The organism is Veillonella montpellierensis, from assembly GCF_947090115.1.
Taxonomy (GTDB): Bacteria; Bacillota; Negativicutes; order Veillonellales; family Veillonellaceae; genus Veillonella; species Veillonella montpellierensis.
In genome coordinates, this window is record NZ_CAMUMS010000005.1 from 11,554 (window position 1) to 27,699 (window position 16,146).

14 protein-coding genes are annotated in these 16,146 nt (G+C 35.5%); all 14 read left to right on the plus strand.

Annotated elements, in window-relative coordinates; all coding sequences use genetic code 11:
* Positions 1-806 precede the first annotated feature (806 nt).
* The 14 genes from P6940_RS03400 (at position 807) to P6940_RS03465 (ending at position 16,144) form a co-directional block, all read left to right on the plus strand.
* Positions 807-4,256 (plus strand): pyruvate carboxylase, encoded by a 3,450-nt coding sequence (locus P6940_RS03400; RefSeq protein ID WP_277293207.1) that lies wholly within the window; start codon positions 807-809, stop codon positions 4,254-4,256.
* A 232-nt stretch (positions 4,257-4,488) separates the two neighbouring features.
* Complete coding sequence (nrdR, locus tag P6940_RS03405) at positions 4,489-4,947, plus strand: transcriptional regulator NrdR (protein ID WP_028257021.1); 459 nt, start codon at positions 4,489-4,491, stop codon at positions 4,945-4,947.
* Positions 4,948-5,068: 121 nt separating this feature from the next.
* Positions 5,069-5,644: a D-sedoheptulose 7-phosphate isomerase gene (gmhA, locus tag P6940_RS03410; protein WP_028257020.1), complete on the plus strand. Its 576-nt coding sequence runs from the start codon at positions 5,069-5,071 to the stop codon at positions 5,642-5,644.
* A complete protein-coding gene (gene rfaE1, locus P6940_RS03415; RefSeq protein ID WP_277293208.1) occupies positions 5,637-7,118 on the plus strand; it encodes a D-glycero-beta-D-manno-heptose-7-phosphate kinase in 1,482 nt (493 codons plus the stop codon). The genes gmhA and rfaE1 overlap by 8 nt, the downstream gene beginning before the upstream one ends.
* Positions 7,115-8,080 carry an ADP-glyceromanno-heptose 6-epimerase gene (gene rfaD, locus P6940_RS03420; protein ID WP_277293209.1) on the plus strand — a complete coding sequence of 322 codons (966 nt, stop codon included), beginning with the start codon at positions 7,115-7,117 and terminating at the stop codon, positions 8,078-8,080. The genes rfaE1 and rfaD overlap by 4 nt, the downstream gene beginning before the upstream one ends.
* A gap of 165 nt (positions 8,081-8,245) precedes the next feature.
* Positions 8,246-8,767 (plus strand): D-glycero-alpha-D-manno-heptose-1,7-bisphosphate 7-phosphatase, encoded by a 522-nt coding sequence (locus tag P6940_RS03425; protein WP_277293210.1) that lies wholly within the window; start codon positions 8,246-8,248, stop codon positions 8,765-8,767.
* Positions 8,754-9,764 (plus strand): glycosyltransferase family 9 protein, encoded by a 1,011-nt coding sequence (locus P6940_RS03430; RefSeq protein WP_277293211.1) that lies wholly within the window; start codon positions 8,754-8,756, stop codon positions 9,762-9,764. The genes P6940_RS03425 and P6940_RS03430 overlap by 14 nt, the downstream gene beginning before the upstream one ends.
* Before the next feature lie 112 nt (positions 9,765-9,876).
* On the plus strand, positions 9,877-10,917 hold the full coding sequence (locus P6940_RS03435; RefSeq protein ID WP_277293269.1) for a glycosyltransferase family 9 protein: 1,041 nt from the start codon (positions 9,877-9,879) through the stop codon (positions 10,915-10,917).
* Complete coding sequence (locus P6940_RS03440) at positions 10,917-11,891, plus strand: 3'-5' exonuclease (protein WP_277293212.1); 975 nt, start codon at positions 10,917-10,919, stop codon at positions 11,889-11,891. The genes P6940_RS03435 and P6940_RS03440 overlap by 1 nt, the downstream gene beginning before the upstream one ends.
* A 15-nt stretch (positions 11,892-11,906) precedes the next feature.
* Positions 11,907-13,304 (plus strand): aminopeptidase, encoded by a 1,398-nt coding sequence (locus tag P6940_RS03445; RefSeq protein WP_277293213.1) that lies wholly within the window; start codon positions 11,907-11,909, stop codon positions 13,302-13,304.
* Positions 13,304-13,651 carry a hypothetical protein gene (locus P6940_RS03450; RefSeq protein WP_277293214.1) on the plus strand — a complete coding sequence of 116 codons (348 nt, stop codon included), beginning with the start codon at positions 13,304-13,306 and terminating at the stop codon, positions 13,649-13,651. Before P6940_RS03445 ends, P6940_RS03450 begins: the two co-directional genes overlap by 1 nt.
* Before the next feature lie 13 nt (positions 13,652-13,664).
* Positions 13,665-14,033: a Spx/MgsR family RNA polymerase-binding regulatory protein gene (locus tag P6940_RS03455; protein ID WP_028257011.1), complete on the plus strand. Its 369-nt coding sequence runs from the start codon at positions 13,665-13,667 to the stop codon at positions 14,031-14,033.
* Between the two features lie 157 nt (positions 14,034-14,190).
* Complete coding sequence (locus P6940_RS03460; protein WP_038151280.1) at positions 14,191-15,165, plus strand: ABC transporter substrate-binding protein; 975 nt, start codon at positions 14,191-14,193, stop codon at positions 15,163-15,165.
* Positions 15,166-15,274: 109 nt separating this feature from the next.
* Positions 15,275-16,144, plus strand: a complete 870-nt coding sequence (locus P6940_RS03465) for an ABC transporter permease (protein WP_028257009.1) — start codon at positions 15,275-15,277, stop codon at positions 16,142-16,144.
* The last annotated feature ends 2 nt before the right edge of the window (positions 16,145-16,146 follow it).

Sequence of the window (16,146 nt, forward strand, 5' to 3'; positions counted from 1 at the left end):
GTTGTGTGTAAACGATAAAGAACAATCTTGCTATGAGTCAGTGGGTAGTTGGAAATTTTCGCGACTGATATTGTATGGTCTTGTTTCTGTTTCAATGGTATTATGGCTATTTCCTATAGGCTGCATGTGTGCTATTGTATATTACAAAGCAATTGATGATATCTATACAGTATGTCATTTTTTCCTTTCCTTATATTGGATAGTAGTATTAGTATTATCTTTGTTGCAAGTTATGGAGCTAGTAGCAATAGGGCATCCATTTAGAGTTGATAATTACAGAACAAATCAATATTATCCTGTAGCGATGAGGATTGTTCTATCTATGATACCTGTTTTGGTAGGCATTAATGCATGCTTTTATATAGTTATGTATTCTTACCTAGAAACGATAATTTTGTTGTTAAGACAATGGATTCTATATATTGGTATCAATGGTATATATAGTGTTATTTTTGTTTGCCTCGTAGCGCTCATTTTAACACATAGACACATGTACCAACATGTATTACAGTATGCCTATTTTCAGCGATTATGTTTGATATGGCCTTACATTATTTCTTTAGTGCTAGGCATAGAAATACTTTATATATTTTTTTGTGTTTTATATATTTGAAAAATGATGTAAAATATAAGATATACATATTACTTACAGACTATAGATACGCTTAAATATGTAAAGGGTGTTTATCAATAAAAGTGATAAATTGATGTATGTATACATGTATACATACATGGTAGAGTTGAATTCTTTTATCTATATATTTACAATATGTAGTATATGGATAAAGAATTGAGGAGGAATTCTAATGAAAAAAATTAAGTCGGTCTTAGTGGCTAATCGGGGAGAAATTGCTATTCGCGTATTCCGTGCATGTAATGAAATGGGGATTCGCACAGTTGCCATTTTCTCTAAAGAAGATACATTATCATTACATCGTAATGAAGCGGATGAAGCTTACTTGGTAGGAGAAGGTAAAAAACCAGTTGATGCTTATTTGGATATTGAAGATATCATTCGCATTGCTCATGAACATGACGTAGATGCTATTCATCCGGGCTATGGATTTTTATCCGAAAATGCACAATTTGCTAAACGGTGCCGTGAAGAAGGACTTATTTTCATTGGACCAAACCTTGAGCATTTACAAATGTTTGGTGATAAAGTTAATGCACGTGAACAAGCAAAGTTAGCTAATATTCCAATGATTCCAGGTAGTGATGGACCACTTAAAAACTTTGAAGAATTAGAAGCATTTGCTAACACCCATGGTTTCCCATTAATGATTAAGGCTGTAAATGGCGGCGGTGGTCGAGGCATGCGTGCCGTTGATTGCATGGAAGATTTACGAGATGCCTATGATCGGGCCAAGTCAGAAGCCAAAAGTGCATTTGGTGATGATGATGTATATGTAGAGAAGTTAATTGTAGAACCAAAACATATTGAAGTACAAATTATTGGAGATATTCATGGTAATGTAGTTCATTTATATGAACGCGATTGTTCTGTACAACGTCGTCATCAAAAAGTTGTTGAAATGGCGCCTGCTTTTGCATTATCAAAGGAAATTCGTCGCAATATTTGTGATGCGGCTGTAAAAATCATGAATAATGTACATTATGTAGGTGCTGGTACAGTAGAATTTCTAGTAACTCAAGATGGAAGTTTTTATTTTATAGAAGTTAATCCTCGTATTCAAGTAGAACATACTGTAACAGAAATGATTACGGGTATTGACATTGTACATACACAAATTCGCATTGCGGAAGGCTATGAGTTGCATAGTCCAGAAGTAGGTATTCCGCCACAAGATGAAATTCGTTGTGAAGGAACGGCGATTCAGTGTCGCATTACTACAGAAGATCCTACTAACCATTTTATGCCAGATACAGGTAAATTGTCTGTATATCGCAGTAGTGGTGGCTTTGGTATTCGCTTAGATGCAGGCAATGCATTTACTGGGTCTGTAGTAACACCGTATTATGATTCTTTATTAGTGAAGGCAACAGCTTACGCGCTAAATCATGAAGAAACCATTCGGAAAATGTTACGATGCTTGCGAGAATTCCGCATTCGTGGAGTAAAAACGAATATTCGTTTCTTAATGAATGTATTAGAACATCCTGATTTTGTAAGTGGACATTGTAATGTAAACTTTATTGATGAACATCCAGAATTGTTTAAGTTTAAAGCAACTCGTGACCGCGGCACTAAGTTGTTACACTACATCGCAGATATTACAGTTAACGGATATACGGGTACTGGCGCAGAAGCAAAGCCAAATTTTGATTCCATTGAATTACCTTCTACCTTAGAATGCTCTTTAGCAGAGGGGACAAAACAAAAATTCGATGAATTAGGACCTGAAGAGTTTTCAAAATGGGTATCTGCACAAGATAAAGTTATGTTTACTGATACTACATGGCGTGATGCACATCAATCTTTATTTGCGACTCGCTTGCGGACCATTGATATGGCACGAGTTGCTGGTAAGGCGGCACGTGGTGTACCTAATTTATTCTCCTTAGAATGTTGGGGTGGGGCTACGTTTGATGTAGCATATCGATTCTTACATGAAGATCCATGGGAACGATTGCGCATGTTTAGAAAAGAAGTACCTAATACGTTATTACAAATGCTGTTGCGTGGTGCTAATGCAGTTGGGTATACTAGTTATCCTGATAATGTAGTACGTAACTTTATTCAATTAGCGGCTAAAAATGGTGTTGATGTATTCCGAGTGTTCGATAGCTTAAATAGTTTGGATAATATGCATATAGCTATTGATGAAGTTCGTAATCAAGGTAAATTAGCAGAAGTAGCCGTATGTTATACAGGTGATATTTTAGATGGTTCCCGTCCTAAATATAATTTACAATATTATGTAACTATGGCGAAAGAGTTACAAAAAGCGGGCGCTAATATTATTGCGATTAAAGATATGGCAGGCTTATTAAAACCGCAAGCGGCTTATAATTTAGTATCCGCTTTAAAAGATGCTACATCATTACCAATTCATTTACATACACATGAAGGTTCTGGTAATGCTATTTATACTTATGGCAGAGCGGTTGATGCTAGTGTAGACGTTATTGATTTAGCTTACTCCGCCTTTGCTAATGGCACTAGTCAACCAAGCATGAATTCCATGTATTATGGTTTGTCAGGACATAGTCGTCAGCCAAGTATGAATGCAGAGTATATGCAAGAAATGTCAGATTATTTTGGATCAATTCGTCCTTACTATCGTGGCGTTGATCATACTGCACCATATCCTAATACAAGCGTATATCAACATGAAATGCCAGGTGGACAATATTCTAACTTACAACAACAAGCTAAAAGTGTAGGATTAGGTGATCGGTGGTCTGAAATTAAAAAAGTATATCACCAAGTTAATATGATGTTTGGGGATATTGTTAAAGTTACACCATCTTCTAAAGTAGTAGGCGATATGACTTTATTCATGGTGCAAAATAACCTAACAGAGCAAGACATTTATGATAAAGGTGATACACTTGACTTTCCTCAATCAGTAGTAGAATTCTTTGAAGGCCGTTTAGGTGTACCATATCAGGGATTTCCAGAAAAACTTCAGAAAATTATTTTAAAAGGATTAAAAGCAATTAGTAAACGACCAGGTGCAGTATTGCAACCAGTTGATTTTGAACATGTACGTCATGAATTAGAGGAAAAAGGATATAATACAACTGATGAAGATATTAGTGCCTATTGCTTATATCCAAAAGTATATGAAGACTGGTCTAAATTTAGAAAGCAATTTGGCGATGTATCAGTGCTTGATACGCCAACTTTCTTCTTTGGTATGAATATAGGTGAAACTATACCTGTTACGATTGAAAAAGGCAAAACTTTAATTATTAAATTATTGTTAATTAGTGAACCGAATGAAGATGGTGACCGCGTTGTAGTATTTGAATTTAATGGACAACCACGGTCGATTAAGGTTCATGATAAACATGTTAAAACGAATGCATTGGCTCGTCGTAAAGTTGATGACACTGTACCAGGTGAAGTAGGGGCTACATTATCAGGATCAGTTGTTAAAATTATTGCTGTAGTCGGGCAGGCGGTTGCGAAGGGTGAACCACTTATTGTTACAGAAGCAATGAAAATGGAAACTACGATCACATCTCCTATTGATGGTATAGTGGAAACTATTTTTGTTCGCGAAGGTAGTCGTATTGAAAGTGGCGATTGCTTGATTAAGATTCAAGATAGTGTAAATAAAAAATAGTAGGTATATAATCTCCTAAATAAGTAAGTTTGTGAATACAATTCACTCATAATACTTATTTAGGAGATTTTTTATGATGCGCGAACAAGATTCTGCTATAGATAGGTTAAAATCGATATGAGTTCATGAATACATATTGTCATCTATTCAAGAAAGGAAGATAGATGACATATTGAACGTTATTTAGTACAATATGTTGTATAGTATATATAAATTAGATAGGAGTAACATTATGAGATGTCCGTTTTGCCAACATACAGAAACTAAGGTTACAGACTCACGTGCTACGGATGATAGCAATAGCATTCGCCGACGTAGAGAATGTATGGCGTGTGGTCGTCGATTTACGACATATGAAATTATTGAAGAAGTACCTTTGATGGTATTAAAACGAAGTGGCCATCGTGAGTTATTTGATCGTGGTAAATTACTCAATGGTTTATTACGTTCTTGTGATAAACGAACTGTGCCTATGGCAAGGATGGAACAAGTTGTTAATGATGTAGAATATCAGATACGTAATGAATCAGAAGATGAGGTTACAACGGACCATATTGGTGAACTAGTGTTGAATCAATTAAAGGAAATTGATCAAATTGCGTATGTACGATTTGCCTCTGTATATCGTAAATTTGATAATATCGATAGTTTTATGGAAGAATTAAAACATTTAAAAAATAGTGATCGCTAATCATTATTATGAGATTACAAGATATATGTTTTTGATTCGTATAATACATATAGTTACATCGTAGAATTACATAATCTTAGTATGAACAAGAATATGCTCATATCATATAGAAAGGAGACATATGGATACTAATCCTATTGTGAAACAAAGATGCATTGAACATTTAGATGTGTTTGGTAAATTTATAGAAGATGACTATTTATCTATTATTAGTGAAATTGGTGAGCGATGCAAACAAGCAGTGGCCGATGGCTATAAAATCCTGCTATGCGGTAATGGCGGGTCAGCTGCAGATGCACAGCATTTAGCAGCTGAATTGATAGGGCGTTTTGTCAAAGAACGTCGCTCATTAGCAGCAGTCGCGTTGACTACAGATACTTCTATTTTAACATCTATAGCTAATGACTATAGTTATGATACTGTTTTTGAACGACAGGTAGAAGGATTAGGGCGTGCTGGAGATGTATTGATTGGTATTTCTACTTCAGGAAATAGTGAAAATGTGTTGCGCGCGATGAAAAAAGCTCGTGATATAGGCATGCATACGATTGGGCTCACTGGTGAAGATGGTGGAAAATTAAAATCCATATGTGACTTAACATTGACTGTGCCTAGCCGTATAACCGCACGCATTCAAGAAATGCATATCTTAGCAGGGCATATTATATGTGAGTTGGTGGAAGAAGATTATGATTAACACAACAATTAATGAATTTTTAAATCACACATTACCAAATTTAAAAATTGCTGTTATTGGTGATATTATGCTTGATCGTTATATATATGGCAATGTTAATCGCATTTCACCAGAAGCACCTGTACCTATTAATAAGGTGTCGCAGATTAAAGAAGTGTTAGGTGGAGCTGCGAATGTCGCTTCGAACTTAGCAAATTTAGACTGTTATGTGTACTTAGGGGGCATTGCAGGAGATGACGATCATGGGAGTATGTTACAACAATTATTAGCCCATGAAAATATTGATGGAAATGGTATTTTATATAGCAAATCTCATAGTACTACTACTAAAATGAGAGTATTAGGTAATCGACAACAAATGATGCGCCTTGATTTTGAGACTGTACAAACATCATCTTTAGAAGAAGAAGAACAGTTAATTCAATGGCTAAGTGCATTATGTCGTCAAGGCATTGATGGAATTGTTGTATCAGACTACGGCAAAGGTGTTTGCACACCTAGTCTGTTAAACAGAATATGGGCACTTGCTAAGGAGCACTCTATTATTACTATTGTTGACCCTAAAGGTTCTGATTGGTCTAAGTATGAAGGTGCCACTTGTATTACACCGAATGTAAAAGAATTAAGTGAAGTTGTAGGCTATGAGTTGGAAAACACGAACACGATGATTGTAAAAGGAGCAACATCGATTCTAGGTAATTTAGATATTTCCTATATGATTGTTACTCGCTCTGCGGAGGGGATTACTGTTGTCAGTCAAGAAGGAAAGGTATGGCATAACCCGGCTACACAACAAGAAGTATTTGATGTGAGCGGTGCAGGTGATACAGTAGTGGCTATGATGATTACAGCACTGGCAGGCAATTTATCGTTACGTCTCGCTTTACATGTTGCGAATGGCGCGGCAGGTATTGTAGTTTCTAAAGTTGGTACTTATCCAATTCATCGTAAAGAATTACAAGAATTATGGCACGATTTACAAAAAGATAAACTTTTACATACATCTGTATATTCTTGGGAGACTATGAAAGAATTAATTGATCATTGGCAAGCACAAGGTGACACTGTTGTATTTACCAATGGTTGCTTCGATATTCTTCATAAGGGTCATATTTCTTATTTACAGGAAGCAGCTACATTAGGAGATCATTTAATTATAGGCCTAAATAGCGATCAGTCGGTACGACGTTTAAAAGGAGAAACAAGGCCAATTGTTAGTGAAAATGATCGAGCAGCTGTATTACAAGCATTAGGTTGCATTGATGGGGTTGTTATATTTAATGAAGATACGCCAGCTGAGTTACTCGCTGAGTTGCGACCAAATATTCTCGTTAAAGGTGGCGACTATGAAGTGGAAGATGTTATTGGTCGTGAATTTGTAGAAGATGTTAGAATCTTATCATTTAAGAAAGGATATTCTACATCGAGTATTATAAATCGTATAGCTACATTGGCGAAGGAGAATAAATTATGATTATCGTAACAGGTGGAGCTGGCTTTATTGGCAGTAATATTGTGAAAGAACTAAATAATAGAGGTCGTAATGATATACTCGTTGTAGATGATTTGACCGATGGACGAAAAGTTCGCAATTTACAAAATCTTGACTTTTATGATTATATTGATTGTGAAGATTTTGATGAAGCGGTGGCGTTAAATACGTTTGACTGTGGATCGATAGAAGTTGTATTTCATGATGGTGCTTGTGCAGATACAATGGAATATGACGGAAAATATATGATGAAAAATAATTTTGAAGGCACAAAAAATTTATTTCATTATTGTCAAGAACGTCGTGTACCAATGATTTATGCTTCATCTGCATCTACCTATGGGAGTGGGAAGAATGGCTTTACTGAGAATCCTAGTTGTGAAGAAGCTTTAAATCCATATGCATACTCTAAATTATTTTTTGATCGGTATTTACGAAAATTTGAAGGATGCCTAGAATCGCAAGTAGTGGGATTACGTTATTTTAATGTGTATGGGCCTAATGAATCACATAAAGATAATATGGCTTCTTTAGTTCGCCAAATGTTTTATAAATTATGTGAAACCGGTGAGATTACTTTATTTAAAGGCACTGACGGCTATGCAGACGGGGAACAAAAACGTGATTTTATTTACGTAAAAGATGTGGTAAATGTGAATTTATTTTTTTGGGAGCATCCTGAAATTAGTGGTATTTTTAATTGTGGCACAGGTCAGGCACATACATTTAATGAATTTATGCAAGCTGTCATTGATTATCATGGTAGTGGACAGATACGATATATTCCATTTCCAGAGGTATTAAAAGGAAAATATCAAAGTTATACAGAGGCAGATACAACCAAACTTATGGCAGTAGGTTATGATAAAGGTTTTACTAAGTTGACGGATGCAGTTCATGAATACTGTGAGTTATTAGATAATAATGAAGGCTACTTGCGATAAAATAGTATTTTTTCTGTGGAAGTATCATAAATGTATAGAAAGGAATTCTAGGAGCATACTTTTATGGAGAAGAAAATTTAATTAGGGCTATGTATATATAATTTCTTATAAAGAATTGGTAGATAGTACTATATAGAATACATTCTAGAAAAGGAGTAGACAATCATGAAGAAGAAAATTTTATTTTTAGATCGTGATGGTGTACTCAATCGCGATGTATCCTATTTATATAAAATTGAAGAATTTGAATGGATTGATGGGGCTATTGATGCACTGATTGAAGCCTATCACAGAAATTATGAAATTATTATTGTCACTAATCAAAGCGGTATCGCAAGAGGGTACTATACAGTAGATGATATGAATCGTTTACACGCCTATATGGTAGAAGAATTACGTGGTTATGGAGTGCCTATTTTAGATATTTTTTATTGTCCTCATCATAAAGATGGAATTATTCCTATGTATACGAAGGACTGTGATTGTCGAAAGCCAAAACCTGGCATGCTATTTCAAGCCATGAGAAAGTATGATATAGACATGGCATCTAGTTTTTTAATAGGGGATAGTACTCGAGATGTAGAAGCTGCTCATAATGCAGGTATTGATGGGTACCTATTTTCTGGAGGTCGTCTCGATCTATTTATGAAACAAGTATGGGAGCAACGAGTTAATGAAGGAATATAAAAATATACTAATCATAAAAATGAGTTCTTTAGGTGATGTGGTTCATGCATTACCTACATTAGCTGCATTGCGACATAATTGCCCTCAAGCTAACATAACATGGGCTATTCACAAACAATTTGCTGATATATTGCCAGGTAAACCATGGTTGGATGATGTTATTTTTATTGATAAACATAAATTAACATCTATTTCGTATATCAAAACGTTGTGGAACGATCTGCATGCTCGCCACTTTGATATGACACTAGACTTGCAATGCTTAGCTAAAAGCGCCATTGTGTCTTGGTGTTCGGGTGCTAAGGAGAAATATGGTTATTGGGAATTACGTGAAGGAAGTCGTTTCATCAATACACCATTGATAGGGCCACATAAATATGATCATGTTATTGAACGTTATTTAGATACGGTACGCGTATTGGGTGGTGTAGTTGATGATATCGAGTTTCCATTACCGTATTATGAAGCAGCAGCTCAACATGTATATGAGCTGCTTTCTGTTCGTAGTAGTCAACATGATTCATATATTGTAGTTGCTCCTGGTGCTAGATGGACCGTCAAAGAGTGGCCTGTTGATTCATTCTCTGCACTATGTAAACGCCTATGTCTAGATAATCGTAAAGTAGTATTGATTGGAGCAGCTGATGATATTCCTAAAGGAGCGATTATAGAAAAAGCAGTGTGTCATAGCAATTTAATTAATTTGATTGGACAAACTACAATGCCTGAATTAATTGAACTAATTCGTATCTGTGATTTATATATTAGTGCAGATACAGGACCATTGCATATTGCCAATGCTTTAAAAAAACCATTGATTGCATTATTTGGTACTACTTCTCCAGAACGCACAGGACCATATGGAGGTAATCATATTCATGTAATTGTATCTCCTACATCAGTAGCAACCCCCAAAAAACCATTAGTTAATGATACAGAATGTATGAAACAAATTACGATAGATGATGTATGGAATATGTATAAACATATCTTATAGAGCGTATTAATAGGGGAGAGTATAGTTGCTAAGTAGTAGATATAGTTAACAGATTATATAAGTGCTTACTTTACATAACTTTAAATAGATATTAATAAGGAGATGTCATATGATAGAATTAAATCATAAGCATATAGTGGTTACATTTCTTATGCATTTGGGAGATGTCATATTAACATCTCCTTTTGTAGAGGTGTTAAGACGAGTTGCACCAAATAGTCATATAACGTATGTAATTGATGAAAAATTAGCGGATGTTATGCGTTACAGTCCCTATATTGATCGATTAGTAGTAGTAGATAAAAAAGGAAAACATAATAGTATTAGAGGATTAAATGAGATTGCTAGGCAAATTAGGCAAGATAAAGTTCCTGATATAGTTATTAATTTGCACCCTAATGAACGAACGTCATATTTGGCTTGGAAAATTGGAGGCCATTTTACGACGGGGATGAGTCATTTTCTCTTTCGCCCCTTTATGAGTCAATATATTCGACTTGATAGACGTACTAGGCATGCAGCAGATATGTATTTACATGTGCTAGAAGAGCTAGGTGTTAGTAATATTGAAAATCATGGCTTGCATATCGAAACTTGTCCAGAGTGGGATAAAATAGCAGATGATTTTTATCGCCAGTCAGGCGTGGTAGATAGTGATAAGGTGATTGGTTTTAATATTGGGAGTGCTGTTATCGAAAAACGATGGCCTAAAGAGAGATTTGCGTTAGTAGCAGATTATTTTGCTAATAGAGGGTATAAAACTATTTTTTTCGGTGGACCGATGGATGTAGATATGGTCTGTGATGTACAACAATTAATGAAATCTTCTCCTATTATAGGTACTGGTAAATTTTCTATTGGTGAATTGGCGGCGGCAATGAGACGATGTCAAGTACTAGTAACAAATGATTCTGGTCCTATGCATGTGGCAGTTAGTCAAGGTATACCTATTGTAGCTCTATATGGCCCATCTAATCCTTTCTTTTACGGCCCTTACAAGTCCAAAGCTATTGTGCTAGAATCTATGGATTCTTATGATATTCATAAAAATATGAAGCAAGTTATTCGTGAAGGCACTTATAAAGGGCTAAGCGTTATTAAAACTGATGATGTTATCCATGCGGTAGAAAGCATTGTTAGTACAGGTGCATAATGGAATATATTGTATTTGATTTAGAATGGAATCAGCCATTTCATAATGATATTTCTTTTTTAAAGTATACAGGATTTCCTTTAGCAGGAGAAATCATAGAAATTGGTGCGATAAAATTAGATGGGAGACTTCATATTATTGACCGGTTTAAAGTTTTTGTAAAACCTAAGTATTTAAAAACGATGAATACGCATGTAGAGGCATTGACAAGAATTTCTTCCAGTGATTTAGCTAAAGGAGTCTCGTTTAAAACGGCCTATACTATGTTTATTCATTGGTGTGGGGCTCATTCGGTATTGTTAAGTTGGGGCCATGATGATTTTACTATGCTCCGTGATAACATGCAGTTACATCGTCTTTCTACGCCTCAACTACCAGTATGGTATGATGCTCAATTAATTTATTCCTATCATGTTTTAGGAACATATCAACAAGTAGGATTACAAAAAGCAATGGATTCATTGGATATAGAATCGGGTCAATTAGAGGCTCATGATGCCTTACATGATGCTATTTTTACGGCTAAAATTTGTCAAAAAATTAATTTGCTCGAAGGTATTAAAAGATACTCATCTAGCAATATAGGAAGTAGAAATCCTCTATTAGGGATTGATGTGAAGGCTTTCTTTTTGTATGAGAATTTTTCTGTGACGGATAAGGTCATGGCGGATAATAAGATTAGAACCGTTTACTGTCCTAATTGTCAAGCTAAGATGAGATGTCTTCGCCCAGAAAAAGTAGGCCATGGTAAATATATGTCTATCGCTCATTGTGATACACATGGAACATTTTCAGTACAATGGAAAATAGGAAAATATATAAGCAGAAGAGGTAAAAGACGTGTTTATGTTACTAAGTCTATCGGGGCTAGTAACAAAGATGTTGAGCAATTTTATACACAACGTGGTATGATTAATAAAGAAAAGGAAGAACGAGCTAGAGAGCGTTATCATAAACGCATGGCAAATCGTTAGAAAAGGAGTAGTTATATGGAACGAAAAATTGCATGGCATGAGTATGAACAAAAAGATATAGAAGCGTTGGAATTGTTATGCCAAGAGTATATACAGTTTTTAAATGATGGTAAGACAGAACGAGAATGTGTTGTCCAAGCTGTACAACAAGCCAAGCAAGCTGGGTATAGCGATTTAGATTCTTACATACAATCGGGCAAAAGTTTACAGCCAGGTGATAAAGTATATAAAGTTCATATGGGAAAATCGATTGCTTTATTTAATATTGGTACAGATGATATTCAAAAAGGAATGAATTTATTAGGCGCTCATATTGATTCACCGCGTATTGATATTAAGCAAAATCCTCTCTATGAAGATAGCAATTTAGCATTTTTTGACACCCATTACTATGGGGGAATAAAAAAATATCAGTGGGTAACTATGCCACTTGCTTTGCATGGAGTAATCGTAAAAAAGGATGGCACTACGATTCATATAACAATTGGTGAAAAGGATAGTGATCCAGTATTTTGCATTACCGATTTGTTACCACACTTGGGGCAGGAGCAGATGGAAAAGAAGGCTTCTAAAGTGATTGAAGGGGAAGCTCTCGATGTATTAATTGGTAGTCAGCCAGTAAAAGGTGAATTAAAAGAGGGTGTTACTAAATTTTTAAATGTCATATTTAGTAAGGAATATGGATTTGAAGAAGAAGACTTATTATCTGCTGAATTAGAAATTGTTCCTGCTGGCAAAGCTCGAGAGTTAGGCTTTGATCGGAGTATGGTGATTGGTTATGGACAAGATGACCGCGTGTGTGCATTCACGTCGTTGGTAGCAATGCTTGAAGTGGATCAAGTGAAACGTACGACGTGCTGTTTACTAGTTGACAAAGAGGAAATTGGTTCTGTAGGTGCTACAGGTATGCAATCAAAATTTTTCGAAAATGCGGCTGCAGAAGTGTTAGAATTAATGGGCGAAACAGGTACCTTAGCAATCCGTCGCACGTTGGAAAATTCTCGCATGCTTTCTTCTGATGTAAGTGCTGGTTATGATCCTTTATATGCATCGGCATTCGAAAAGAAAAATGCCTCTTTCTTGGGTAAAGGGGTAGTCTTTAATAAATTCACAGGATCTCGTGGTAAATCCGGATCCAATGACGCTAACGCTGAATATATGGGGTTTATTCGTCGCATTATGGATGATAATCAAGTGGCCTTTCAGACTGCTGAATTGGGTCGTGTTGATTTAGGTGGCGGCGGTACTATCGCTTATATTATGGCTCTATACGGCATGAATGTGATTGATTGTGGTGTGGCTGTTCTTAGTATGCATGCACCATGGGAAATTACAAGTAAGGCAGATATTTATGAAGCAAAAAAATGTTATATTGCATTTTTGACAGCGGCAGCGGAGGGGTTGACTAATTAATGTCTTTTTTAGGTGAGAAATCTAATATAAAAACAGTAAAAGTTGATATTTTTGATATTCCAGAAGCAAAGGCAGAGGAATATATAGCTGATCGCGAATTAGTAGCTACTGAAGCGGCACGTATTATGCAGCCATATTGCGTTAAAGTAGTACGAGAAACTTTGGATGAACAAGAAGGGGAAGCAGTAGTCGGCTATTTTGTCACTGGAGATATTTTATTTGCTGTTATATTAGATCCTTTTAAAGTGCCTGTTATGAAAATAGCTTTACAACGAGGTAAGTTACGAGAATATATTTTGGCGGCTAATGAGTTGACAGAAGACATGTTAGCAACGATTGAAAAATGATAAGGAGATAGTCATGTTATTAGTAGAGTATCCTACATGTACGACCTGTAAACGGGCTAAAAAATATTTACTAGACCAAGGCGTTGATTTTGTTGCGAGAGATATTAAACTAGATAATCCTAACATTACTGAATTAACAAAGTGGTATCGTCATAGTGGACTTGCACTTAAGAAGTTTTTTAATACGTCAGGACAAGTATATCGCAATGAAAATATAAAAGATAAATTAACTACTATGACAGAAGATGAGCAGATCGCATTACTAGCATCGAATGGTATGCTTGTTAAACGTCCTATTTTAGTAGTTGATGATGTAGTGTTGGTAGGATTTAAAGAAGACGTGTGGCATGAAACATTAGTGCAACATGGCTATATTAAATAGGATAGCTTTGACATATTACTAATTACTATAAAAAAGAATAGGGTATGTATTTTGGTAAAATCTATTGAACTTTTATGGAAAAACGTCTATAATCGTTGTATTAGTATCTCCTTGGGAGAAGTTAATTGTAGAATAGTAGGTAGAGGAGGATTTTATTATGAAATGGAAGCAAGGATTAGCCTTAGCAGTAGGTGCCATACTTACAATTGGAGTGATGGCAGGATGTGGTAATGATCAAGGCAAAAAAGATCACTACAAAGTAGGAATCATTCAGTTAGTAGAACATCCCGCATTGGATGCAGCGAATAAAGGCTTTATTGATGGATTAGCATCGAAGGGCTATAAGGATAATGTAGAGATTGATCAACAAAATGCGCAAGCCGATCAATCTAATTTAAATAGTATTTCACAACGATTTGTATCAGACAGAAAAGATTTAGTCTTAGCGATTGCTACGCCAGCAGCACAATCTATGGCGAATGCTAGCAAGGATATCCCTATTGTGGGGACTGCAATTACTGATTATGAATTAGCTAAATTAGTTAAGTCTAATGATAAACCAGGTACGAATGTAACTGGTACTAGCGATTTAAGTCCTGTAGAGAAACAAATTGATTTGATGATGAAATTTATTCCAAATCTAAAAAAGATAGGTGTTGTTTATACGTCTAGTGAAGTTAATTCACAAGTTCAAGTTGAAAAAATGAAAGCCTATGCAGCTACGAAGGGAATCACTGTAGAAGAAGCTACTGTATCGAATGTTAATGATATACAGCAATCAACACAAAACTTAGTAACACAAGGAGTGCAGGCTATTTATGTGCCGACTGACAATATTGTAGTATCTGCTATATCTAATTTAATTGGTATTACGGATGCAGCTAAGATACCTGTATTCCCAGCAGAAGAAAACTTGTTAAAATCTGGCGCGATTGCTACATATTCTGTAGATTACTATCAGTTAGGATTCCAAGCAGGAGAAATGGCTGCTAAGATTTTAGCAGGCGAAGCTAAACCAGCAGACATGAAAATCGAAATACAAAATGATTTACGATTAAAAATTAATGAAAAAGCTGCTGCTGCATTAGGACTTACTATTCCTGAAGAATTACGAAATGAAGCTAACAAATAGCATTTATATAGTTATAATTAGGAATAGTATGTAAGTAAATAAGTAATAATGCGTATTGTAGATAATCATGTATTTACAATACGCATTTTGTTATAGAGAAGGAGGAACTATGATAGATTTAGTAATTGGTACATTGGCACAAGGCTTATTGTGGTCTATGTTGGCGATTGGTGTATTTATTACATTCCGTGTATTAGATGTAGCCGATTTAACTGTTGAGGGCAGTTTCCCTATGGGAGCTGCTATTTCGGCGATTATGTTAGTCAATGGATATCATCCATTGGTATCTATTATTGTAGCCGCTATAGGTGGCATGATAGCAGGGGCAATCACTGGATTAATCCATACAAAATTAAAAATTCCAGCACTATTGGCAGGGATTTTAACAATGATTGCTTTATATTCAATTAATTTACATATTATGGGTAAAGCGAATGTATCTCTATTGCGTATTGATACAATTTATAGTTTTTTTATGCAAATAGGGCTATCGAACACTTGGGCATTAGCGGTAGTAGGACTTATTATTGCTGTTTTATGTTGTTTGCTACTTATGTGGTTCTTTGGCACCGAAATTGGTGCAGCCCTACGTGCTACAGGTGTTAATCCACAAATGATTCGTGCACAAGGAGTCAATACAGATGCTATGATTGTGTTAGGTTTATTAATTTCTAATGGATTTGTAGCTATTTCAGGAGCTTTAATTGCGCAAGGCAATGGATTTGCTGATGTTGGTATGGGAGTCGGTACTATTGTTATTGGGTTAGCCTCCGTTATTATTGGAGAAGTATTATTTGGTGTGAAGTCATTTGTACGTAACTTAGTAGCTGTTATTCTTGGATCTGTTGTATACCGAATTGTTATCGCTGTTGTATTGTATTTAGGAATGCCACCAAATGATTTAAAATTATTTACCGCAATTTTAGTAGCGATTGCATTGTCATTACCTACATTAAAAGTAAAATGGTTAAATCGTTAGGA

Bases quoted from the DNA above. Each gene is read 5' to 3' on its own strand.
- rfaD (WP_277293209.1), top strand. From the start codon at position 7,115: ATGATTATCGTAACAGGTGGAGCTGGCTTTATTGGCAGTAATATTGTG.
- nrdR (WP_028257021.1), top strand. From the start codon at position 4,489: ATGAGATGTCCGTTTTGCCAACATACAGAAACTAAGGTTACAGACTCA.
- rfaE1 (WP_277293208.1), top strand. From the start codon at position 5,637: ATGATTAACACAACAATTAATGAATTTTTAAATCACACATTACCAAAT.
- P6940_RS03460 (WP_038151280.1), top strand. From the start codon at position 14,191: ATGAAATGGAAGCAAGGATTAGCCTTAGCAGTAGGTGCCATACTTACA.
- P6940_RS03450 (WP_277293214.1), top strand. From the start codon at position 13,304: ATGTCTTTTTTAGGTGAGAAATCTAATATAAAAACAGTAAAAGTTGAT.
- P6940_RS03425 (WP_277293210.1), top strand. From the start codon at position 8,246: ATGAAGAAGAAAATTTTATTTTTAGATCGTGATGGTGTACTCAATCGC.
- P6940_RS03430 (WP_277293211.1), top strand. From the start codon at position 8,754: ATGAAGGAATATAAAAATATACTAATCATAAAAATGAGTTCTTTAGGT.
- P6940_RS03465 (WP_028257009.1), top strand. From the start codon at position 15,275: ATGATAGATTTAGTAATTGGTACATTGGCACAAGGCTTATTGTGGTCT.
- P6940_RS03440 (WP_277293212.1), top strand. From the start codon at position 10,917: ATGGAATATATTGTATTTGATTTAGAATGGAATCAGCCATTTCATAAT.
- gmhA (WP_028257020.1), top strand. From the start codon at position 5,069: ATGGATACTAATCCTATTGTGAAACAAAGATGCATTGAACATTTAGAT.
- P6940_RS03455 (WP_028257011.1), top strand. From the start codon at position 13,665: ATGTTATTAGTAGAGTATCCTACATGTACGACCTGTAAACGGGCTAAA.
- P6940_RS03445 (WP_277293213.1), top strand. From the start codon at position 11,907: ATGGAACGAAAAATTGCATGGCATGAGTATGAACAAAAAGATATAGAA.
- P6940_RS03400 (WP_277293207.1), top strand. From the start codon at position 807: ATGAAAAAAATTAAGTCGGTCTTAGTGGCTAATCGGGGAGAAATTGCT.